At 67.7% G+C, this 21,733-nt stretch carries 23 protein-coding genes and 1 pseudogene; 13 read left to right on the top strand and 11 right to left on the bottom strand.

What is annotated here, in order from left to right; translation table 11 throughout:
* Positions 1–23 precede the first annotated feature (23 nt).
* The 3 genes from ACVOKU_RS05570 (at position 24) to ACVOKU_RS05580 (ending at position 1,772) form a co-directional block, all read left to right on the top strand.
* Positions 24–290 (top strand): hypothetical protein, encoded by a 267-nt coding sequence (locus tag ACVOKU_RS05570; protein WP_481559351.1) that lies wholly within the window; start codon positions 24–26, stop codon positions 288–290.
* A gap of 70 nt (positions 291–360) precedes the next feature.
* On the top strand, positions 361–1,179 hold the full coding sequence (locus ACVOKU_RS05575) for a carboxylesterase family protein (protein ID WP_481559352.1): 819 nt from the start codon (positions 361–363) through the stop codon (positions 1,177–1,179).
* 101 nt (positions 1,180–1,280) lie between these two features.
* Positions 1,281–1,772, top strand: a complete 492-nt coding sequence (locus ACVOKU_RS05580; RefSeq protein WP_065174527.1) for an REP-associated tyrosine transposase — start codon at positions 1,281–1,283, stop codon at positions 1,770–1,772.
* Positions 1,773–1,864: 92 nt separating this feature from the next.
* On the opposite strand, the gene ACVOKU_RS05585 is transcribed toward ACVOKU_RS05580, so the two are convergent.
* The 3 genes from ACVOKU_RS05585 to ACVOKU_RS05595 are packed head-to-tail and all read right to left on the bottom strand — an operon-like array spanning position 1,865 to position 3,858.
* The gene (locus tag ACVOKU_RS05585) at positions 1,865–2,815 is read right to left on the bottom strand and encodes an aspartate carbamoyltransferase catalytic subunit (RefSeq protein ID WP_074900463.1); all 951 of its coding nucleotides are present in this window, start codon (positions 2,813–2,815) and stop codon (positions 1,865–1,867) included.
* A 16-nt stretch (positions 2,816–2,831) separates the two neighbouring features.
* Complete coding sequence (gene ruvX, locus ACVOKU_RS05590; RefSeq protein WP_074900459.1) at positions 2,832–3,299, bottom strand: Holliday junction resolvase RuvX; 468 nt, start codon at positions 3,297–3,299, stop codon at positions 2,832–2,834.
* Positions 3,292–3,858: a YqgE/AlgH family protein gene (locus tag ACVOKU_RS05595; protein ID WP_065182436.1), complete on the bottom strand. Its 567-nt coding sequence runs from the start codon at positions 3,856–3,858 to the stop codon at positions 3,292–3,294. The genes ruvX and ACVOKU_RS05595 overlap by 8 nt, the downstream gene beginning before the upstream one ends.
* Before the next feature lie 89 nt (positions 3,859–3,947).
* On the opposite strand from ACVOKU_RS05595, the gene ACVOKU_RS05600 reads away from it, so the two are divergent.
* The gene (locus tag ACVOKU_RS05600; RefSeq protein WP_481559353.1) at positions 3,948–4,493 is read left to right on the top strand and encodes a DNA-3-methyladenine glycosylase I; all 546 of its coding nucleotides are present in this window, start codon (positions 3,948–3,950) and stop codon (positions 4,491–4,493) included.
* 126 nt (positions 4,494–4,619) lie between these two features.
* Here the strand turns inward: ACVOKU_RS05600 and ACVOKU_RS05605 are convergent, their stop codons facing one another.
* A complete protein-coding gene (locus ACVOKU_RS05605) occupies positions 4,620–5,327 on the bottom strand; it encodes a YitT family protein (RefSeq protein ID WP_053519265.1) in 708 nt (235 codons plus the stop codon).
* 158 nt (positions 5,328–5,485) lie between these two features.
* Between ACVOKU_RS05605 and ACVOKU_RS05610 the strand changes: the two are divergent.
* A pseudogene (locus ACVOKU_RS05610) lies at positions 5,486–6,387 on the top strand (LysR family transcriptional regulator).
* A gap of 30 nt (positions 6,388–6,417) precedes the next feature.
* Here ACVOKU_RS05610 and ACVOKU_RS05615 read toward each other — a convergent pair.
* The 3 genes from ACVOKU_RS05615 to ACVOKU_RS05625 form a co-directional block, all read right to left on the bottom strand.
* Positions 6,418–7,401, bottom strand: a complete 984-nt coding sequence (locus ACVOKU_RS05615) for an aldo/keto reductase (protein ID WP_312554410.1) — start codon at positions 7,399–7,401, stop codon at positions 6,418–6,420.
* A gap of 157 nt (positions 7,402–7,558) precedes the next feature.
* The gene (locus tag ACVOKU_RS05620) at positions 7,559–8,701 is read right to left on the bottom strand and encodes a PilT/PilU family type 4a pilus ATPase (protein WP_074900446.1); all 1,143 of its coding nucleotides are present in this window, start codon (positions 8,699–8,701) and stop codon (positions 7,559–7,561) included.
* 99 nt (positions 8,702–8,800) lie between these two features.
* Positions 8,801–9,838 carry a type IV pilus twitching motility protein PilT gene (locus ACVOKU_RS05625; protein WP_053519259.1) on the bottom strand — a complete coding sequence of 346 codons (1,038 nt, stop codon included), beginning with the start codon at positions 9,836–9,838 and terminating at the stop codon, positions 8,801–8,803.
* Between the two features lie 87 nt (positions 9,839–9,925).
* On the opposite strand from ACVOKU_RS05625, the gene ACVOKU_RS05630 reads away from it, so the two are divergent.
* Both ACVOKU_RS05630 and proC read left to right on the top strand, forming a co-directional pair.
* Entirely contained in the window at positions 9,926–10,603 is a 678-nt protein-coding gene (locus ACVOKU_RS05630) for a YggS family pyridoxal phosphate-dependent enzyme (RefSeq protein ID WP_128989763.1), read from the top strand.
* An 18-nt stretch (positions 10,604–10,621) separates the two neighbouring features.
* Positions 10,622–11,443 carry a pyrroline-5-carboxylate reductase gene (proC, locus tag ACVOKU_RS05635; protein ID WP_481559354.1) on the top strand — a complete coding sequence of 274 codons (822 nt, stop codon included), beginning with the start codon at positions 10,622–10,624 and terminating at the stop codon, positions 11,441–11,443.
* Between the two features lie 58 nt (positions 11,444–11,501).
* Here proC and ACVOKU_RS05640 read toward each other — a convergent pair whose 3' ends face one another.
* Positions 11,502–12,377, bottom strand: coding sequence for a LysR family transcriptional regulator (locus ACVOKU_RS05640; RefSeq protein ID WP_481559355.1), 876 nt, complete (start codon positions 12,375–12,377; stop codon positions 11,502–11,504).
* Positions 12,378–12,477: 100 nt separating this feature from the next.
* Between ACVOKU_RS05640 and ACVOKU_RS05645 the strand changes: the two genes are divergently transcribed.
* Complete coding sequence (locus ACVOKU_RS05645) at positions 12,478–13,080, top strand: short chain dehydrogenase (protein ID WP_053519252.1); 603 nt, start codon at positions 12,478–12,480, stop codon at positions 13,078–13,080.
* A gap of 41 nt (positions 13,081–13,121) precedes the next feature.
* Here the strand turns inward: ACVOKU_RS05645 and soxR are convergent, their stop codons facing one another.
* The gene (gene soxR, locus ACVOKU_RS05650) at positions 13,122–13,556 is read right to left on the bottom strand and encodes a redox-sensitive transcriptional activator SoxR (protein ID WP_253118890.1); all 435 of its coding nucleotides are present in this window, start codon (positions 13,554–13,556) and stop codon (positions 13,122–13,124) included.
* Between the two features lie 81 nt (positions 13,557–13,637).
* On the opposite strand from soxR, the gene ACVOKU_RS05655 reads away from it, so the two are divergent.
* Positions 13,638–15,005, top strand: a complete 1,368-nt coding sequence (locus ACVOKU_RS05655; RefSeq protein WP_481559356.1) for an MFS transporter — start codon at positions 13,638–13,640, stop codon at positions 15,003–15,005.
* Between the two features lie 45 nt (positions 15,006–15,050).
* On the opposite strand, the gene ACVOKU_RS05660 is transcribed toward ACVOKU_RS05655, so the two are convergent.
* Positions 15,051–17,075 carry an esterase/lipase family protein gene (locus tag ACVOKU_RS05660; protein WP_481559357.1) on the bottom strand — a complete coding sequence of 675 codons (2,025 nt, stop codon included), beginning with the start codon at positions 17,073–17,075 and terminating at the stop codon, positions 15,051–15,053.
* On the bottom strand, positions 17,075–18,049 hold the full coding sequence (locus ACVOKU_RS05665; RefSeq protein WP_481559401.1) for an Lnb N-terminal periplasmic domain-containing protein: 975 nt from the start codon (positions 18,047–18,049) through the stop codon (positions 17,075–17,077). The genes ACVOKU_RS05660 and ACVOKU_RS05665 overlap by 1 nt, the downstream gene beginning before the upstream one ends.
* Before the next feature lie 174 nt (positions 18,050–18,223).
* On the opposite strand from ACVOKU_RS05665, the gene ACVOKU_RS05670 reads away from it, so the two are divergent.
* The 4 genes from ACVOKU_RS05670 to ACVOKU_RS05685 all read left to right on the top strand — a co-directional run bounded on the left by ACVOKU_RS05670 (position 18,224) and on the right by ACVOKU_RS05685 (position 21,731).
* Positions 18,224–18,628: a GFA family protein gene (locus tag ACVOKU_RS05670; RefSeq protein ID WP_053519241.1), complete on the top strand. Its 405-nt coding sequence runs from the start codon at positions 18,224–18,226 to the stop codon at positions 18,626–18,628.
* Between the two features lie 368 nt (positions 18,629–18,996).
* Entirely contained in the window at positions 18,997–19,671 is a 675-nt protein-coding gene (locus ACVOKU_RS05675) for a methyltransferase domain-containing protein (RefSeq protein ID WP_481559358.1), read from the top strand.
* A gap of 138 nt (positions 19,672–19,809) precedes the next feature.
* The gene (locus ACVOKU_RS05680; protein ID WP_481559359.1) at positions 19,810–20,586 is read left to right on the top strand and encodes a DeoR/GlpR family DNA-binding transcription regulator; all 777 of its coding nucleotides are present in this window, start codon (positions 19,810–19,812) and stop codon (positions 20,584–20,586) included.
* An 11-nt stretch (positions 20,587–20,597) separates the two neighbouring features.
* Positions 20,598–21,731, top strand: a complete 1,134-nt coding sequence (locus tag ACVOKU_RS05685) for an MFS transporter (protein WP_481559360.1) — start codon at positions 20,598–20,600, stop codon at positions 21,729–21,731.
* Positions 21,732–21,733: the final 2 nt, after the last annotated feature.

Genomic DNA, 21,733 nt, shown 5'->3' on the forward strand with positions numbered 1-21,733 from the left:
GCCCATTCCCACTGGAACACCCCATGGCAACCACGATCGAAAACTACTTCCAGCCGGGTTGGCGCGAGCAGCTGCACACCTGCGCCGCATGCGAATGGAAGGGCAGTTCGCGGGCAATGGTGATGGAGCTGGACGAGGACGCCACCGAGTACGACTGCCCGGTGTGCGAGAACCCGCTGCTGGTGGTGCTGCACCCGGATCTGGCACAGGTACGGGCCGCCGCCGCCGAAGGCAACGCTGAAGCGCAGGAGCAGCTGGACATCGTCGCCAGCGCCCCCCGGCCCGAGTGACGCGCTGCACGATGCCGGCCAGGCGCGACTGGACTACCATGAAAACGATTCCAGATCAGGAAACGCGCTCATGGTTCGTCTGCTTGCACGCTGGTTGCCGCTGCTGCTGGTCCTGATGGTAGGAGGCTGCGCCAGCACCGCCGAACGGACGCACGGACGCTTCGAGGCGCGTGCGGTGAAGGTGGATGGCCGGACGGCCTATTACCAGGTGTTCATTCCGGCGGGCCTGCAGCCGCGTGGTCCGTCGCAGCAGGGGGCCGCGCCGGTCGATGTGCCCGTCATCCTGTTCCTGCACGGCTCTGGCGAGCGTGGCGGCGATGGCGTGAAGCAGACCCACGCCGGGCTCGGCCCGTACCTGCGCAACCACCGCGACTTCCCGGCGCTGGTGGTGTTCCCACAGGTTCCCGGGCACGAGGAATGGAGCGGCCGCAACAACCGGGTGGCCCTGGCCGCACTCGACGCCACCCTCGCCGAGTTCGGCGCCGACCCGGCCCGGCAGTACCTGACCGGCATGTCGATGGGCGGCTACGGCAGCTGGAACATCGCACTGGATGACCCGCGCCGCTTCGCGGCGATCGTGCCGGTCTGCGGCGCGGTGCTGGCCCCCCGCGCGGTGCGGCCGACCCTGTTCGTGGAGCAGGTCGCCAACGAAGCCGATCCGTATGCCGCGATTGCACAGCGCCTGCGGCACACGCCGATCTGGATCTTCCATGGGGCGCTTGACGATGTGGTGCCACCGGACGACGACCGCCGCCTGCACGCCGCGTTCCAGGCCACCGGCGCCGCCGACGTACGCTACACCGAGTATCCGCAAGGCAACCATAACGCCTGGGATGCTACCTACGCCGACCCGGCAATGTGGGCGTGGTTGTTCGCGCAGAAGCGCTGAGCCATAGCTTCGGTAGTTGCCAACCTTGGTTGGCACTGGCCTACCTGAAACCAACCCATTCCCCGATGTTCACTGGAAGCAGGCCCGTCCATGCTTGCTCCATGCAGAACACACGTCTCCTGCTCGGTCGTCGCTCCAGCATCGGCCTCAGCTATATCCTCACCACCGTCGTCCATGACCGCGCGCCGCTCTTCACCAACGCCGCAGCGGCCGCCTTGGCAGTCCGCGAATTCCAGCGACTGGATCAGGAAGGCTTCACCCGCTCGATTGCGTACGTGGTCATGCCCGACCACATCCACTGGCTGGTCGAACTACGTGCGGGAACGCTGGAAACCGTCATGAAGCGTTTCAAGTCGCGCACCGCCCAGCAGGTAAACCGGTTGCTGGGGCGAGTCGGGCGCTTCTGGCAGGCCTGCTATCACGATCATGCGATCCGCTCTGACGAATCGTTGCACCGGCATGCGATGTATCTGATGGGAAATCCGATCAGGGCCGGGCTGACGACGCGGCTTGGGCAATATCCCCATGCATGGTGCGAATGGGAGCTTGGCGCTTCGTGTGATCCGCTCGACAACTTGGGCGCGGATGGATAGTGCCAACCAAGGTTGGCATCTACCAGAGCGGTGCGCGGACAAGCCGCGCGGTAAGTGTGTCAACCAAGGCTGACACCTACCAGAGCGGGTGGTCAGCCCAGCAGGGTTTCCAGCACGGCCATGCGCACGGCGACGCCGTTGGCGACCTGGCGCAGCACCCACGACTGTGGGCCATCGGCTACATCGTCGGTCACTTCCACGCCGCGGTTGATCGGGCCGGGGTGCAGCACCGCGGCGTCCTTGCCGGCGCGGGCCAGGCGTTCGCGGGTCAGGCCGTACTGGTCGTGATACTGCTCCAGCGACGGCACCAGCCCTTCTTCCATGCGCTCGCGCTGCAGGCGCAGCATCATCAGTGCGTCGACCCCTTCCAGCATCGCGTCGAAATCCTCGCCCACCACGCAGCCCTTCAGGGTTTCGTCGTCCGGCAGCAGCGACTGCGGGCCACACACGCGGATCTCGCCCACGCCCAGCGTGCGCAGTGCGTGCAGGTCGGTGCGGGCCACGCGCGAGTGCTTCACGTCGCCGACGATCACCACCTTCAGCTTCGAGAAATCCGGACCCTTGGCCTGGCGCAGGGTCAGCATGTCCAGCAGGCCCTGGGTGGGGTGCGAACTGCGCCCGTCGCCGGCGTTGATGAGGGCGGTGCCCTCGCCCGCCGCTTCGGCCAGTGCGGCCACGGCACCATCATCGGGATGGCGCACCACGAAACCGCGCACGCCCATCGCTTCCAGGTTGCGCAGCGTATCGCAGGCGGTTTCGCCCTTGCGCGTGGACGAGGTCGACGCATCGAAGTTCAGCACGTCGGCGCCCAGGCGCTGCGCGGCCAGCTGGAACGAACTGCGCGTGCGGGTGGACGGTTCGAAGAACAGCGTGCACACCGCGGAACCGGCCAGCACGTGCCGCTTGTTGCCGACGCGGCCGACCGCCGCGTCGCGGATCTGCCCCGCGCGGTCGAGCAGCTGCAGCAGGGTGTCGCGGGGCAGGCCCTCAAGAGTCAGCAGGTGGCGCAGGCGGCCGGAGGCATCGAGTTGCTGGGCGGTCATGGCGGGAATCGTGCAGTCAGGGAATGGGAGTGGCGTCGTCCGGCGAGGACAGCCAGCGGTCGATGATCACCGCCGCAGCCACCGCATCAAGCGCGGCCGCATCACGGCGGCGCTTGCGCCCTTCGGCGCGCTCGACGGCGAAGCGGCGGGCGGCTTCCACCGAGCTTGAGCGCTCGTCGATCATCACCACCGGCAGCTTGAATCGTTCCCGCAGCTGGCGGGCGAAGCCCTGCGCGCGCTTGCGGTTGGGTTGGTCCTGGCCGTCGAGCGTCAGCGGATCGCCGACCACCAGGCCATCGGGCTTCCATTCCTTGATGAGGCGTTCGATCGCCGCCCAGTCCGGGCCGTTGCCGTGCACGTCGACCACCGCCACGGCACGCGCGTGCGCGGCGAAGGCACTGCCGATGGCCACGCCGATCCGTCGCGCGCCGACATCGAAGCCGAGCACGGTGCCATCGCGACGGAGACCGGCCGGCTCAGACATGGCCGCTGTAATCGGTGAGCCGGAACAGATCCACGCCGATGCGCGAGGCCGCGCCCTGCCAGCGCTGCTCCAGCGGCAGCTGGAACACCAGTTCGGCGTCGGCCGGCACGGTCAGCCAGCTGTTCTCGGAAAGCTCGCTTTCCAGCTGCCCGGCGCCCCATCCGGCGCAGCCAAGGGTCACCACCGCATTGGCCGGGCCTTCGCCGCGGGCCATGGCTTCGAGGATGTCGCGCGACGTGGTCAGGTACAGGCCATCGCCCACCGTCAGGCTGGAATCCCAGGGCCGCGCATCGTCGTGGATGACGAACCCGCGCTCGGGATGCACCGGCCCCCCGTTGAGCACCATGCGCGCCTGCAGGTCGCCATCGCTGGTGGCGATGTCCATCTGCGACAGCACCTCGCCCAGCGTGTACTCGGACGGCTGGTTGACCAGCACGCCCATCGCCCCGTTCTCGTCGTGCTGGCAGATCAGCGCGACGCTGCGGGCAAAGGTCGCGTCGAGCAGCGACGGCAGCGCGACGAGCAGGTGATCGGCAAGGGAAGTGGGAGTTGCGGGCATGCCGCCATTCTAGCCGCTGGCCGCCCCCGATGCCTGCACCTGCCGGTCACGGCGCGCATAATGACCACCCCGTACCGCAGGAGTTCGCCTTGTCCGGATATTGCCTGATCGCCCCCGGCCACCCGGTGCACGACTACTACCACGCGCACGAGTACGGCTTCCCGCAGCGCGACGAACGCGAGCTGTTCGAGCGGCTGGTGCTGGAGATCAACCAGGCGGGCCTGAGCTGGGAGACCATCCTGAAGAAGCGGGAAGGATTCCGCGCGGCCTACGATGCCTTCGACGTGGACCGGGTCGCGGCCTATGCCGGGCAGGACATCGAGCGCCTGCTCTCGGACCCGGGCATCATCCGCAACCGCCTGAAGGTGCTTGCCGCGATCCACAACGCACAGGTGATCCAGCAGCTGCGTGCGGACCACGGCAGCTTCGCCGCCTGGCTGGACGCGCATCACCCACGCAGCAAGGCTGACTGGGTGAAGCTGTTCAAGAAGACCTTCCGCTTCACCGGCGGCGAGATCACCGGCGAATTCCTGATGAGCCTGGGTTACCTGCCGGGTGCGCACGCCGCGGACTGCCCGGTGCATGCGCGGCTGCTGAAGCTGTCACCGCCGTGGCTGCAGGCCGTCGCCCGCTGAACCACATCCGCCGGGCATGGCCCGGCGCTACCACCTGCTGATCTGCATCCGCCGGACATGGCCCGGCGCTACCACGTACCGGTTCCGGTAGCGCCGGGCCATGCCCGGCGAACGCGGAAGGCGCGCTTACACGCCCATGTAACGGCCGGGCCGGTGGTTGAACATCAGCACCAGGCTGAGCACCACCGCGCCAATCGCCGAATACATCACCTTGGACGGCGAAAGCACGAAGAACGCGGCGATCATCAGACAGGCATCGTAGGACATCTGCACCTTGCCGGCGCTCCAGCCACGGGTGCGCTGCAGGTAGACCGCCAGGATGCCGATGCCGCCCAGGCTGGCGCGGTGGCGGATGAAGAACAGGATGCCCAGCCCCGACAGGGCGCCGCCGACGATCGCCGAGTACAGCGGATGGATATGCGAGAAATCGATCCAGCGCGGCAGCAGATCGGTCAGTACGCCGCAGGCGGTAACCGCGGCAAAGGTCTTCAGGGTGAATTCCCAGCCCATGCGCCGCAGCGCCACCCAGTAGAAGGGCAGATTGACCAGCACGAACACCAGCCCGAAGTTCCAGCCCATGGAGTAGTGCAGCAGGAAGGCCATGCCGGCCATGCCGCCGATCATCAGCCCACCCTTGGCGAAGATGGCCAGGCCCAGCGAGGCCACCATCGTCGCCAGCACCATGCCCTGCACGTCCTCGGCCACCGAGTGGCGCAGCGCTTTTTCGTCGGCGGTGGTACCGGCGCTGTCCGGCGGCGGAGTCAACGGACCGGCGGTGACCAGGTGGCCGTCAGCGTCGTCGCACGGCGCGGGGCCATGGGAAGGATGGGACATGCGGGTGGGGGGACAGCGGGGGGAGGCGGTATTAGACACGATCCGCATGACAGTTGCAGATGAAATCGTTCAGCTGGATGCGCCGCCCTGCCTGAGGGCTCCCCGGAAAGCATCAGCCTGCGCGGCAGCGGGCAGCGGCGGCGCCGTATCATTCCCGCATGCCGCGCGAAAACCTCAACGACCTGCAGGCCTTTGTCCACGTCGCCCGCGAGGGCAGCTTCACCCGCGCGGCCGCCCAGCTGGGTGTCTCGCAGTCCGCGCTCAGCCACGCCATGCGCGGCCTCGAAGAGCGGCTCGGGGTGCGCCTGCTGACCCGGACCACTCGCAGCGTCTCCACCACCGAGGCTGGCGCCCGCCTGCTCGCCACGCTGGCACCACGCCTGGCCGAGATCGAGCACGAACTGGCCGCGTTGGCCGAGTACCGCGACCGCCCCGCCGGGACCATCCGCATCAACGCCACCGGCCACGCCGCTGAGTATCTGGCGTGGCCGCGGCTGGCCCCCCTGCTGCAGCGCTTCCCCGACCTGAAGATCGAATTGACCACCGACTATGGCCTGGCCGACATCGTCGCCGAGCGCTATGACATCGGCATCCGCCTCGGCGAGCGCCTGGCACGCGACATGATCGCCGTGCCCATCAGCCCCCGCTGCGGATGCGCGTGGTCGGTGCCCCGGGTTACTTCCGTCAGCACGCCGCCCCCGCGCATCCGCACGACCTGGCCAGCCACAACTGCATCACCCTGCGCCTGCCCACCCATGGCGGACTGATGCCATGGGACTTCGGCCAGGATGGCCACGAACTGAGCGTGCGCGTGAGCGGGCAGTGGACCTTCAACACGATGGGCATGACCCGCAGCGCGGCACTGGCCGGCAGCGGGCTGGCCTGGCTGCCGGAAGACCAGGTCCTGCCGATGCTGGACGATGGCCGCCTGCAATCGGTGCTGGACGACTGGTGCCCGCCGTTCGATGGCTACTACGCGTACTACCCCTCGCGCCACCACGTGACCCTGGCGATGCGCACGGTGCTCGATGCCCTGCGCGGGCCGATGATGGACCGATGAGTGCGGGCCCAAGGCCCGCACCCACCACGATCAGCCCTTGACCTGCGCCGCACGCTGGGCGTTGTAGCGCTCGCCGACGATCGACACTTCATCCAGCGCCTGCGCGATGCGCTGCCGTTCTTCGCTCGACAGCTGCAGGTCCACCGCTCCCAGGTTCTCTTCCAGGCGATGCACCTTGGTGGTACCCGGAATCGGCACGATCCAGTCCGCCTGCGCCAGCAGCCAGGCCAATGCCACCTGTGCCGGGGTGGCACCGCGGGCGGCGGCAATGGCGCTGATCCGGTCCACCAGCGCCTGGTTCGCCCGGCGCGCTTCGACTTCAAAACGCGGCACGGTGTTGCGGAAGTCGTCGGCCTCGAACGTGGTCTCTGCATTGATCGTACCGGTCAGGAAGCCCCGGCCCAGCGGACTGAACGGTACGAAGCCGATGCCCAGCTCCTGCAGGGTCGGCAGCAGTTCGCGCTCCGGCTCGCGCCACCACAGCGAGTACTCGCTCTGCACCGCGGCCACCGGCTGCACGGCATGTGCGCGGCGCACGGTGGCGGCACTCGCTTCGGAGAGCCCGAAGTGGCCGACCTTGCCTTCGGCAATCAGGTCGCGCACGGTACCGGCGACGTCCTCGATCGGCACGTTGGGATCGACACGGTGCTGGTAGAACAGATCGATGTGGTCGGTACGCAGGCGCTTGAGGCTGGCTTCAGCCACGGCACGGATGTTTTCCGGTCGGCTGTCCAGCCCGGTATCGGCCTGGGCATTGCGGAAACCGAACTTGGTGGCGATCACCAGCCTGTCCCGATGCGGCGCCAGCGCCCTGCCCAGCAGGGCCTCGTTGGTGTACGGGCCGTACACCTCGGCCGTGTCGAAGAAGGTGACCCCGCGCTCAACGGCTGCGTGCAGCAGCGCGACGCCCTGCTCCAGTTCCACGGGCTTGCCGTAGCTGTGGCTCAGGCCCATGCAGCCCAGGCCGAGGGCGGAAACCTTCAGGCCGCTGCGGCCGAGTTCACGTGTCTGCATTGTCATGCTCCAGAGGGGGAGCGCTGACGATACGCCTGCGGTCCCCTCGGATTGAACCGGCTGCGCCGCAGTCGGTCATGACTGGATTTCATGAATCCGGCCGATCCGGGGATGTTCCGCGGCGCCGGGCGATGCCCGGCTGCCGTCCCCTGCTGCTTCAGCGGATCTCGGAGATTTCCACGCCGTCCAGCCCCTGCGACAGGGTGCGCGCGTCACCGCCCTGGCTCAGCTTGATGCGCAGCCGCACTTCGTTCTGCGAATCGGCATACCGCAGCGCATCCTCGTAGCTGATCTCACCGGCCTGGTACAGCTCGAACAGGCTCTGGTCGAAGGTCTTCATGCCCAGCTGGACCGATTCCTTCATCACTTCCTTCAGCTTGTGGATCTCGCCGTCGCGGATGTAGTCCTGCACCAGCGGCGTGCCCAGCAGGATCTCCATCGCAACCTTGCGCGAGCGGCCATCCGGGGACGGCACCAGCTGCTGGGCGACCACGCCCTTGAGGTTCAGCGACAGGTCCATCAGCAGCTGGTTGCGACGGTCTTCCGGGAAGAAGTTGATGATGCGGTCCATCGCCTGGTTGGCGTTGTTGGCATGCAGCGTCGCCAGCACCAGGTGGCCGGTCTCGGCGAAGGCGATGGCATGGTCCATGCCTTCGCGGGTACGCACCTCACCAATCATGATCACGTCCGGCGCCTGGCGCAGCGTGTTCTTCAGCGCGGCCTCCCAGCTGTCGGTATCGATGCCCACCTCGCGCTGGGTGATGATGCAGCCCTCGTGCTTGTGAACGAACTCGATCGGATCCTCGATGGTGATGATGTGGCCGGTCGAATTCTGGTTGCGATAGCCGATCATCGCTGCCAGCGACGTGGACTTGCCGGTACCGGTCGCACCGACGAACAGGATGATGCCGCGCTTGGTCATCGCCAGCGTCTTGATGATCGGCGGCAGGCTCAGTTCTTCCACGGTCGGGATGCGCGTCTCGATGCGACGCAGCACCATGCCCACCTGGTTGCGCTGATAGAAGCAGCTCACGCGGAAACGGCCGACACCGGACAGGCCGATGGCGAAGTTGCATTCGTGGGTCTTCTCGAACTCCTCGCGCTGTGCCGGCGTCATCACGTTCAGCACCAGGTCGCGGCTCTGCTGCGGCGTCAGGGGGGTCTGCGTGATCGGCGCGATCTTGCCATTGACCTTCATCGCCGGCGGCATGCCCGCGGTGATGAACAGGTCCGAGGCGCGCTGGTGCGCCATCAGCTTGAGGAAGGAGGTGAAATCGATGGTGGTGGCGGTGGTGTTCACGGCAGGCTCCCAGGAGGCATGTGCCAGGCTTCAGTCGATCGTCGGAACATCGCGGAGTCGCCGGCGCGGTTGCGCACCGGGGCCCGCTTCTGCCTTGCCTTACTCGAACAGTCGCTTGTCCTTGGCGTACTCGCGCGCCTGGTTGCGGGTGATCAGGCTGCGCTTGACCAGATCCTGCAGGTGCTGGTCGAGCGTCATCATGCCCTGCTGCTGACCGGTCTGGATCGCCGAGTACATCTGCGCCACCTTGTCTTCGCGGATCAGATTGCGGATGGCCGGCGTGCCCACCATGATCTCCCACGCTGCGGTACGGCCGCCGCCCACCTTCTTCAACAGTGCCTGCGAGATCACCGCGCGCAGCGACTCGGACAGCATCGAGCGCACCATCGGCTTCTCGCCGGCCGGGAACACGTCGATGATGCGGTCGATGGTCTTGGCCGCCGAACTGGTGTGCAGGGTGCCGAACACCAGGTGGCCCGTCTCCGCGGCGGTCAGTGCCAGGCGGATGGTTTCCAGGTCGCGCAGTTCGCCGACCAGGATGATGTCCGGGTCTTCTCGCAGTGCCGAGCGCAGTGCCTCGTTGAAGCCATGCGTATCGCGGTGTACTTCGCGCTGGTTGATCAGGCACTTCTGCGAGGTGTGCACGAACTCGATCGGATCCTCGACGGTGAGGATGTGGCCGTATTCGCTCTTGTTGATGTAGTCGATCATCGCGGCCAGCGTGGTCGACTTGCCCGAACCGGTCGGTCCGGTCACCAGGATCAGGCCCTGCGGCTGCTGGATCAGTTCGCGGAAGATCGGCGGGCAGGCCAGATCCTCAAGCGTCAGCACCTCCGACGGAATGGTACGGAACACCGCGCCCGCACCCCGGTTCTGGTTGAACGCATTCACGCGGAAACGTGCCAGCGACGGGATCTCGAACGAGAAGTCCACTTCGAGGAATTCCTCGTAGTCGCGGCGCTGCTTGTCGGACATGATGTCGTACACCAGCGCATGGACCTGCTTGTGGTCCAGTGCCGGGATGTTGATGCGGCGAACGTCGCCGTCCACGCGGATCATCGGCGGCAGGCCTGCGGACAGGTGCAGGTCGGACGCTTTGTTCTTTACGGAAAACGCCAACAGCTCGGCGATATCCATGAGCGGCTACTCCCCAATAACGGCTTCGACTGGAAGGATCTTTCCCCGGGCGGCAGTATAGCCTCCTGATCGATTGGAACGCGTTACGTGGCCACTGCCCTGCCCCAGATCCTGAGCACCCTGCACGCTGCGGCCGAGGCCGCCGGACGTGCGCCGCCGCGCCTGCTGGCGGTCTCCAAGACCCAACCCGCCGAGGCCGTGGCCGCCCTTGCTGCACAGGGCCAGCGCGCCTTCGGCGAAAACTACGTGCAGGAAGCGCTGGCCAAGATGCAGGCGCTGCAGCACCTGGACCTGGAGTGGCACCTGATCGGCCATCTGCAGTCCAACAAGGCCGAAGCGGTGGCCACGCATTTCGACTGGGTGCAGAGCGTGGACCGTCCCAAGCTGGTGACCGCACTGGCCCGCCATCGACCGGCGGCGCGCGGAGCGCTGAACGTGCTGATCCAGGTCAACATCGATGATGAATCCAGCAAGCACGGCTGCGCGCCAGAGGACGTCCAGGCCCTGGCGGAGGCCATCGCCGCCGAGCCCGGCCTGCGCTTGCGGGGCCTGATGGCGATCCCGGCGCCGTGGCCGGAGGCGGAACGCCGCCGCGATGCATTCGTGCGCATGCGCACACTTTTCCAGACACTGGCCGACCGCTTCCCGCAGGTCGATACCCTTTCGATGGGCATGAGCAGCGACTACACCGAGGCCATCGCCGAAGGCGCCACCCTGGTGCGCATCGGCACCGCCCTGTTCGGCGCCCGTCCGCGGCCGGCCTGACATTCCGAGGAGACTTCCATGGCAGCAGATTCCATCACCTTCATCGGCGGCGGCAACATGGCGCGCAGCCTGATCGCCGGCCTGATACGCCAGGGCGTACCAGCCACGCGCATCCATGTGGCCGAGCCGGTCGCCGCCGTGCGCGATGCGCTTGCCGGCGACTTCGGCGTGCATACCCACGACAGCGCCAGCGCGGCCGCCGCGCAGGGCCAGACCTGGCTGCTGGCGGTCAAACCACAGGTTCTGCGCGACGTCTGCCAGTCGCTGCAGCCGCTGGCGCAGGACAACCGGCCGCTGGTGGTCTCGATCGCCGCCGGCATCACCAGCGCGCAGCTGCAGCGCTGGCTGGGCGGCACGTTGCCGGTGGTGCGCGCGATGCCCAACACGCCCGCGCTGCTCGGTGCCGGCGTCACCGGCCTGTACGCAACACCGGCAGTGGATGCACCGCAGCGCGCCCAGGCCGAGCACCTGCTGGCCAGTGCCGGACGCACGGTATGGATCGACAGCGAGCCGTTGATGGATTCGGTCACCGCTGTCTCCGGCAGCGGTCCGGCCTATGTGTTCCTGCTCGCCGAAGCGATGGAAGCGGCAGGCATCGCCCAGGGCCTTCCCGCCGACGCCGCACGCACGCTGGTGGTGCAGACGCTGCTGGGCGCCTCGCGCATGCTCGATGAAGCGGGCGAAAGTCCCGCCGAGCTGCGCCGCCGCGTGACCTCGCCCAACGGCACCACCCAGGCTGCGATCGAGAGCTTCCAGGCCGGCGGCTTCGAGGCACTGGTGGATGCCGCGCTGCGCGCCGCACAGGTGCGCGGCCAGGCACTGTCAGCGGCAAACGACTGATTCCTTGGGGTCAGATCCCTCTGCCGGGGTAAAGGATCTGACCCATCTCCCCCGATGCTCATTGCCCCAACGTGGTCATGACGAAGTCGACGAAGCACTGCAGGCGCGGGCGCGGGCGACGGTCCGGCAGATAGATCAGGTGCATCGGCCGCGGCGCCGGCAGATGGTCGCGCAGCAGCGGTTTCAGCCGGCCCGCGGCGATCTCCGTGGCCAGCAGCGCCGTCGGTTGCAGAATCAATCCGGCACCCGCCACGGCCGCCTCGCGCAGCGCGAAGCCGTCATTGCTGGTGAGCCGTGCCTCCCAGTCCACATGCTCGCCATTGGCCAGCTGCCAACCGTGCCCGCCACGCCACGCCAGGTGGCTCAGGCAATCGTGCCCCTGCAGATCCGCGGGCGTCCGCGGCGTGCCGCGACGGCGAAGGTACGACGGCGCTGCGCACAGGCTCATCGCATAGGGGGGCAGCGGACGCGCCACGATGTCCGCCGAGGGCAGCGGACCGACCCGGATCGCCGCGTCGAAGCCGTCTTCGATCAGGTCCACCCGGCGATTGCTCAGATCCAGCTCGATGTTCAGCAGCGGCTGTGCACGCAGCAGTTCGGCCAACCGGGGCGCCAGCACGCAGCTGCCCCAGGTGGTGGGAGCACTGACCCGCAACACACCGCGCGGCTGCAGCTGCAGGCCGGCCACGTCCGCCTCGGCCTGCTGCACCTGTTCCAGCACCTGCCGGCAACCGGCCAGATAAGCGCTGCCCGCTTCGGTCAGGCGCTGCCGCCGCGTGTTCCGCTGCAGCAGCGCGGTGCCGAGGTGGCTTTCCAGCTGCTGGATGTACTTGCCCACCATCACCGCAGACACCTGCAGGTGCTCGGCGGCAGCGGCGAAACTCCCGCGCTCGGCCACGGCGACGAAGGCCTGCATGCAGCGCAGCATGTCCATTGCTAACTCCTGATTAGTAATCAGCGAATCATACGCGGCTTACCAAACCGCGTCGTCACGGCGCAGACTGCGCTTCATCTACCCCAAGCAAGGAACCGTCATGAAGATTCTTCTCGTGGGCGCCACCGGCACGCTCGGCCAGGCCGTCGCGCGCCAGCTCGGCCAGCAGCACCAGATCCTGGACGCAGGGCGCAGCAGCGGCACGCTGCGCGTCGATCTGACCGACGATGCCAGCGTCAACGAACTGTTTGCCCGCACCGGCGCGGTCGATGCGGTGATTTCCACAACAGGCAAACTGCATTTTGGTCCTCTGCGTGACATGACGCCCGAACGGTTCAACGTCGGCCTGCAGGACAAGCTGCTCGGTCAGGTACGGCTGGCACTGGCCGCCCAGCATCACCTCACCGCCGGTGGCTCGATCACCCTGACCAGCGGCATCGTCAGTGCCCAGCCGATCCGCGATGGCGTCAATGCAACCTCGGTGAACGCCGCGCTGGAAGGATTCGTGCGCGCAGCGGCCCTGGAGCTGCTGCCCCGCGGGCTGCGCATCAATGTCGTCAGCCCGAATGTGCTGGTCGAATCAATGGATGCCTACGCGCCCTACTTCCCCGGCTTTGAAGCGGTGACCGCCCAGCGCGCGGCACTGGCGTACCAGCGCGCGGTGGAAGGCATCCTGAGCGGTGAAACGATCACCGTCTGGTGATGCATGATCCAGCCTGGCGCGCCCTCCGATGTGCCGGGGCCTCAGCCCCAGCGCATCGGACCGTCACCGCGTTCCCCGAGGACATCGTCGGGGTTGGCCAGCCGGCAGCGCTTAAGTGACAGGCAGCCGCAACCGATGCACCCGGTCAGCTCGTCACGCAGCAGCTGCAGCATGTGGATGCGCTCATCCAGCTCGGTCCGCCAGCGTGCAGACAGCGTGGCCCAGTCGGCCTTGGTCGGTGCCCTGCCCTGCGGCAGGCTTTCGAAAGCGCGCGCCACCGCCTCCAGCGGCATGCCCACGCGCTGTGCAACGCGTATCACCGCCAGCCGGCGCAGCACGTCGCGGCTGAAGCGGCGCTGGTTGCCCGAGGTACGCAGGCTGCTGATCAGGCCCTTGCGCTCATAGAAGTGCAGTGCGGATACGGCCACGCCGCTGCGCTGCGACACCTCACCCACACTCAGTTCCTGCGACACCATTGCTTGACCTCAACTATAGTTCAGGTGTCATGCTGCGGTCTTCGCCGCCGGATGACAAGCGCGGCCTCCCAGACTTTCCGCATGACCCCGACTCCATCCGCTGCCGACGCCTCCCCTCCTGCCGAAACCTCCATCCTCTCCGCGCGCTATCGTGCGACCACCCTGGGCATGGTCGCCCTGGTCTCGCTGCATGCCTTCGAAGCGCTGGCGGTGGCCGCGGCCATGCCCACCGTCGCCGCCGCGCTCGATGGGCTTCGCCTGTACGCGCTGGCCTTCGGCGGCACCCTCGCCACCAGCGTCATCGGCATGACACTCGCTGGCCTCTGGGCCGACCGGCACGGGCCGGCGCGGCCGCTGTGGTGGGGCCTGGCGTGTTTCGTGCTGGGCCTGCTGCTGGCCGGCCTGGCCACGCACATGGGGATACTGGTGGCCGGGCGGCTGCTGCAGGGCCTGGGCGCGGGTGCGATCTCGGTCTCGCTGTATGTGATGGTCGGCCGTACCTACCCCGAATCGCTGCGCCCGAAGGTGTTCGCAGCGTTCTCCGCCGGCTGGGTGGTGCCGTCGATGATCGGCCCGGCTGCGAGCGGGCTCATCGTGCAGCACCTGGGCTGGCGCTGGGTGTTCCTGGCCGTGCCGCTGCTGGCGCTACCCGCTGCATTGCTGCTGCGACCTGCACTGTCACGCCTGCAGCCCTCGCCTGCGGGCGACAGCGGCAATCGCAGCCGGGTGGTGCGCTGGGCCAGCGGCGCGTCGCTGGCAGCGCTGCTGCTGTATCTCGGCGGGCAGCAGCAAGGGATGGCGGCAGTGCTGTGCATCGCTGTGGCGATGCTCGCGCTGCTGTTCTGCGTACAGCGGCTGCTGCCCGCCGGCACCTTGCGCCTGCATCGCGGCCTGCCCAGTGTGATCGCCCTGCGCGGCATCGCCGCTGCGGCATTCTTCGCCTGCGAGGCCTACCTGCCACTGCTGCTGCAGCGCGAGCGCGGGCTGTCACCCAGCGGGGCCGGCGCGGTGTTGAGCCTGGGAGCATTGGGCTGGTTCGCCGGGTCGTGGCTGCAGGGCCACCAGCGCAATGGCTGGTCACGCCAGCAGCTGCTGCGCGCGGGAACGCCGCTGATGGCGATCGGTATCGCGGCCACGCTGGCGGTGCTGTTCCGCACGGTACCGCTGCCGGTGGCCCTGATCGGCTGGACGCTGACCGGCTTCGGCATGGGCATGATCTACGCCAGTCTTTCGGTACTGACCCTTTCCCTTTCGGCACCTCACGAACAGGGAGCCAATACTTCGGCGCTGCAGTTGAGCGAGGCGCTGGCGGTCACCACCGCACTGGCCGTCTCCGGCGCGCTGTTTGCCCTGTTCGTGGACGACAGGCCGCACACCGGCTACGTGCTGTGCCTGGCGATCACCCTGGGCCTGGCTCTGCTGTCCACGCTGATTGCACGCCGGGTGTAACGCCACCGGTTGATTCGGCCGGGCGTGGCCCGGCGATCAGTGCGGTCATGGCGTGGCCGCCGCACCCACATCATCGATGTCCCGGTGCAGGATGCGGCGCACTTCCAGCACGGCCTGCGGCGATTCCTGCACGCTGTGACCGGAGATGATGACCTTCTCCGACAGCGCACCCGGCAGGTGCGCGCTCCAGTACGGCACCAGCCCATCGTCGGATTTCTCCAACGGCAGTTCCGGTTTGCGCTGGGCGATGATCGAGTGGTACTTCAGGCCCGCTTCGATCGGCAGCTGCGCGGCCGCCTTCACGAACGGATCGCTGGCCTTGAGGTTGTCGATGCTGTTGGGAATCTTCGGCTTGGCGGTACCGTCAACCTGCTGCTCGGCCTGCGCCAGCGCCAGGAACACATCCTCGAACTTGCCCAGGATGGTCAGGGGCAGGCGCACCAGGCGGCCGATCAGGCGGCCGACCCTGTTGCCGGCGATGTCGGTGCCCTGATGCGGAGCGGCGATGAAGATCGCTCGTTCCACATTCGGCTGCGCCTTGAAGTGCAGCAGCGGTCCCAGCTTGTTCTGCACCCGCTTCAGTCGTTCACCCTTCAGGTCATAGTTGGCCAGCAGGTCGTTCCACAGCACATCGCCCGAGTCGCTCACCAGCAGGCGGGCCAACACGCCGCCCATGCTGTGACCGATGTAGACCATGTCCTTCGAGGCGCGCGTGCTGCCATCCGGGTCGAAATGCTTCAGCGTATCGTTGAATGCAGTGGCGATCTCATAGCGGTTCAGCGCGATCGGCGCGTTGGTCGGGTAGTACACCTGCCACACCTGGAACTGCTGGCGCAGCTCGGGATCGCCCATGATCTCGTTGGCCAGGTTCACCCACGCTTCCGGGCTGCTGGCCAGGCCATGCAGCATGAAGATGATGCGGCGGTTCGGATCCCACGGCTGCATCAGGTAGATATGCGGCTCACCGATACCCTCGCTCATGCCGAACAGCGTGCGCAGCGATTGCCGGGCAAAGCCACTCTGCGCCAGCCACAGGCCGTAGGCGGCAGTGAAGTTGCCGGCCAGCGGCACCTGCTCGCCGTGCAGGGTGATGCGCTCGGTCGCTTCGGGCGAATAGGCGTCCAGCTCGACCCGGCGGGTGCGCATCACGTCCTCCAGCGTGCTGCCCTCGAAGCGCAGCAGCGCGGTGACGTTGATCGAGGACATCTCGCTGAACTCCGGCACCGCATCATCGTGGCGATGGCGGCGACCACGACGCGCATCGCTGTCGTCGTCCTGCCCGCCGTCCGCCTTCGGGCCATCTGCGGAGACCGCCGGAGTGACCAGCTTCGGCGGGTCCATCACCATCACCAGCTCCGCACCGAAACCGTCGCGTCGATAGGTACTGCGCAGGCCGACGAAGCTGACCGTACCGGCGGGTACCAGCTGCGCGGGAATGCTCTTCAGGGCCAGCTGCTGGTAGTTGGAGGCCAGCGACCAGCTGCCGACCGTGATCGGCTTCGTATAGTCCTCGCCGGCGAGCGCGGCGGCGCGCGCCCGCACGAACAGAACCACCGCGGCCTTCTCGGCTGCATAGTTGTAGTAGTCGCGCACCTGCGTCTGCCGGTCCTCGAACGCCCGATCGGACGGCGAACGGCCGCTGTAGAACAGGTAGGCGTAGGCATAGCGCGCCGCTTCCAGCCATGCATCCAGTGCCGCATCGCTCATCGGTGGGTCGCCCGCCGCCGTCTTCTTCGGAGTCAGCGCCAGCGCTGCCTTCACCCACAGCTCCGACAACGCGGACAGCCGCTGTTCGACGTTGAGATCGTCGGTCATCAACAGCGTGCTGCGACAGACCACGAAGTCCTTCTCGCACTGCGACTCATCCAGCCCGGCTGCACTCAGCGTTTCGCGGGCCGCCGGGCTGAGCCTGCCGGTGTTGAGCACATCGGCACGCTTGTTGACCAGCGAGTCACTGGATTTCACCTGCTTGACGGTGACCATCGCGCAGCCGCTGCCGGCCAGCAGCATCAGGATCGCCAGCGACGCCGGCAGCACGCGCTGCCAGCGGGAAAGTACGGACATGAGCATCACTGCGGGTCCTGCTCGGTGCCGGGCACGCCCTGGCGGATCACGGTGGAAAAGTTGCCGCCGTCACCCAGGTCCAGCGCGCGCTGGGTGATCCGGCCCTTGGCATGCAGCACTGCGTACGGCACCCCCGGCGTCAATGCGCCGACCTCCTGCGCGTACTCGGCCAGATAGCCGGACAGCAGCAGGCGGTAGTCCAGCGGCAACCGCGGCGCGATATGCCTGGCCAGATCGAAGACGATGGTGGTGCAGTTGCTGGTCAGCGTGTTGTAGAAGCCGGGCTTCGCATCCAGCTCGCGTGCCTGCGCGATGTAGGCAGCGAACAGTTCCTTCAACTGTGCGCGGTCCATGCCATGCAGGCGGTACAGATAGACATCCTCGCCACGCGCGTTGGTACGCGTGCGGATGATGTCGGTCTCTTCGGAGGCCACCAGGGTCATCTCGAACTTGCGGAAGAATCCCCCCAGTGCCGAGAACGATTCCCCGCGTTCCTTGCGGATCTCCAGCGAGAACACGACATGGCGGCCATCGTCGAAGCCGAACGAAATCAGGGTGTGGGCGATCGCCGGCCCCATCCAGTACGAAAGCACCAGGTCGGCCGAACGCAGCTGGTCCAGGTCGTACGTGCGGCGCACCCAGCGCGCGTCATAGTCGGTTTCGCTGCGCCAGGTGAAATCGCGCACGTTGTCCAGCACCACATGCCGCCCATCGAAGGAGACCACGTGCAGGCGTTGCGCCACGTCATCGGCCCACTCGCGGTCCTGGCGCGGGGTCAGCAGCATCCACCACCCCAGCGCCAGGGCCAGCGCAACACCGAAGGCCATACCGAGCCGTCGCGTCCCATGGCCACGGACGACCCGCCAGGACGCCCACAGGGCGGACAGCAACCACAATGCCGCCACGGCCGACGCCAGCCAGCCCGGCCCCGGCAGCTGATAGAGCAGCAGGCCAGCCACCCACAGTGCCAGCAGCACCATCACACTTCCTGTCATCCAACGTCCTGCGGCTTTCACTGGCATCCTGTCGCGGTCCCGGGGGCGCATAGTTAGCCACAAGCGGGTTCGCCCTGGCATCTACGGCCCGTTCAGGCTGGTGGGTGCACCGTCTGCAACGCCGTTTTCTGCATACCGTTCCCTCTTCCAGGAGCATCGATGGGCATTACTTCCGTGGCCGGTGTTGCGGTCCAACCCCAGCACAGCGCCCGCTGTCATTGCGGTACGGTCGAACTGCTCCTGGACCTGCCGGACGGCATCGTCGACCCGCGCCGCTGCGACTGTTCGATGTGCCGCCGCCGCGGCGCCATCGCCGCCAGCGTCGCCCTCGCCGGGCTGCAGGTGGTGCGAGGGCGGGACCATCTGCGGCTGTACCAGTTCAACACGCATGTGGCCGAGCATTACTTCTGCGATGTGTGCGGCATCTACACCCACCACCGCCGGCGTTCGAACCCCGACCAGTACGGCTACAACGTCGCCTGCCTGGAGGGCATCGATCCCTTCGCGCTGGGCGTGATCCCGGTCAGCGATGGCGTGAACCATCCGGCCGACCGCCCCGCCTAGTGCCGGGTACGGCGTGACGGCGCGGCGACCTTCTGCCAGGGCGCCATGCCGCTGCGGCCGGCCCGCGCGGGGCGTTTGCGCCAGGGCCGGCGTGGCGCGGACTCTGCTTGAACGGGGCGCGGCGGAGGCGCGGGCCGGCGTACAGGCCAGAGATGATCAAGCAGCCACATGGTCGGTGTCCGTGGGGGCGGGGACGATCAAGCGTGGACGCTGGCCTGCATAGCCGGCGTGAGGCATCGACGACGCCACGATGACAGGCTGCGAAGGCGTGCGCGCGCACCACGCCGCAGCCGCATCGCGGACTGGACGGCACCTCTTGACGCCTGCGCTACAGTGATAATTCCCCTCCTGCTGCAGGTCGCCTCCGGATGCCTTCGTTCTCCGATCCCCAGGCTGCGGCCCGCTATCACGAGGGCCCGCTGCGGCAGGTACCTGGATTCCTCGGTCTGCAACAGATGGCCCACCTGCTGCTGGCCGAGCACGTGCCCGAGCACGGCCACGTGCTGGTGCTCGGCGCCGGTGGCGGCCTGGAGCTGAAGGCCTTCGCTGACGCCCACCCCCACTGGCGCATGCTCGGCGTCGATCCGGCTGGCCCGATGCTGGCGCTGGCCCGCGAAACGCTCGGCACACGGATGAACCACGTGGAGCTGCTGGAGGGCTACATCGAGGATGCCCCGGCCACGATCTTCGATGGCGCCAGCTGCCTGCTGACCCTGCACTTCCTCGATATCGACCAGCGCCGGCATACCCTGCGCGAACTGCGCAGGCGGCTGCGTCCGGGCGCGCCGTTGGTGGTGGCCCACCACAGCGTCCCGCAGGAGCCGGAGGCGAAGCTGCGCTGGTTGAGGCGCTATGCGGCCTTCGGCGAGGCCTCCGGCATTGCCCGTGCGGATGCACAGCGCGCGATCACCGCCATCGCCGAGCGCCTGCCGCTGCTGTCGCCGGAACAGGAGGTGGACGTGCTGCAGGAGGCAGGCTTCAAGGACATCGAGCTGTTCTACGCCGGATTCATCTTCAAGGGCTGGGTCGCCTACGCGGCGTGATGAACCTGCAGAGCCGGCGCTCGCCCGGCCGGCCCCGCACCTCGCACTTTTCCAGGGCCGCCCGGGAGAAGGGGCTCCCGCGCGTCGACCCGGATGCATGTTGTTGCATGTTCATGCACGAATATGCACACTTTCCCCATGAACGCCGATTCCAGCCCCCTCCCCGCCGAACGTACCCGGCAGATCCTCGAGGAACTGCGCCAGCAGGGCCGCGTGATCGCTGCGGAACTGGCGCGCCGCTATGGCGTCTCCGAAGATTCGATCCGCCGCGACCTGCGTGAACTGGCCGCCCAAGGCCTGTGCCAGCGCGTCTACGGCGGCGCCGTGCTGCCGCCGCCGAAGGAGCGCCCGCTGCGCGAGCGGCTCACCCGCGATCGTGGCGACAAGGCCGAACTGGCCGCGCGCGTCTGTGCCCTGCTGCAACCTGGCCAGGTGGTGCTGCTCGATGCCGGTTCGACCAACCTGGCCATCGCCCAGCAGTTGCCGCCCGAACTGGCACTGACGGTGATTACCAACGCGCCGCAGATCGCCACCGCCGCCAGCGTGCATGAAGGCACTTCCGTGCAGCTGATCGGCGGACGCCTGGCCAGTGGCGGCGGGGCGGTCGGTGCCGAAGCACTGGCCCAGGTGCAGCGCCTGCGCGCCGACGTGTACCTGCCCGGCCCGTGCGCGGTGGACGGCGACACTGGTGTGTGGGCGATGGACGCCGAAGAAGCCACATTGAAGCGCGCCATGGTGGCCTGCAGCAGCCGCGTCATTATCGCGGCCACCACCGAAAAGCTCGGTGCCCGTGGCCACTGGCAGATCGCCGGCCTCGACGAGATCGACGACCTGGTGCTGACCACATCAGCCCCGCCCGCACTGGCAGCGCGCTTCCTCGCTGCCGGTATTGCGGTGCACCCCACCCCGCCCTGACCGAACCGCCCATGTCCGTTGCCTACCGCGCGCGTGCCGAACAGCACGCGACCCGCGCTGCATTCTTCATTCCCGGCTTCGCCACCGCACTGTGGGCGACGCTGGTACCGTTCGCCAAGGCACGCGCGGACCTCAACGACGCCACGCTCGGCCTGGTGCTGCTCTGCCTGGGTGCCGGTTCGCTGCTGGCAATGCCAGTGGCGGGCGTTCTGGCAGCACGGCTGGGCTGCCGCCGGGTGATGGTTGCCAGTACGCTGTTGATCTGCCTCACCGTGCCGGGCCTGGCCCTGGCCGGTTCACCGTGGCTGCTGGGCCTGGTGCTGTTCGTGTTCGGTGCCGCGGTAGGCGCGATGGACTGCACGATGAACGTGCAGGCCGTGGTAGTCGAGCGCGAAGCGCGGCGTGTGATGATGTCCGGCTTCCATGCCTTCTTCAGCATCGGCGGCTTCCTGGGTGCGGCGATGATGACCGTACTGCTGTCCCTGCAGCTGCCACCGCTGGCGTCGGTGCTGATCGGCGTGGCCGCGATGCTGCTGGCGATGCTGCTGTCGGCGTCGTACTGGCACCGCGAGCGCATGCCGCACGACACGCCGATGCTGGCCATGCCGCACGGCATCGTGCTGTTCATCGGCGTGCTGGCCTTCGTCGCGTTCCTCGGCGAAGGCGCGATGCTGGACTGGAGCGCGGTCTTTCTCAGTGACGTGCGCAACGTCGATGCGCGCATGGCAGGCATCGGCTATGTGATCTTCACCCTGACCATGACCGTGGCCCGCCTGCTCGGCGATGCACTGGTGGCGCGGGTGGGACGCGAACGCGCCATCGTGTTCGGTGGCCTGCTCGCGGCCAGTGGCGTGCTGGTGCTGACGCTTGTCACGCCCTGGCAGGTCTCACTGGCCGGTTATGTGCTGGTCGGCCTCGGCTGCGCCAACATCGCGCCGGCGCTGTTCTCGCTGGCCGGCCACCAGACCCGCATGCCCGGCGCGCTGGCGATCACCGCCGTGTCCACGCTGGGCTTTGCCGGCATTCTTGCCGGCCCGGCACTCATCGGCTTCGCCGCCAGTCATTTCGGCCTGATCGCTGCATTCATCGGTGTGGCCATCGCGCTGCTGCTGGTGGCGGTGTCCACGCGCTGGCTGCGGGTGTAGCG

Source organism: Stenotrophomonas sp. STEN147, assembly GCF_056757995.1.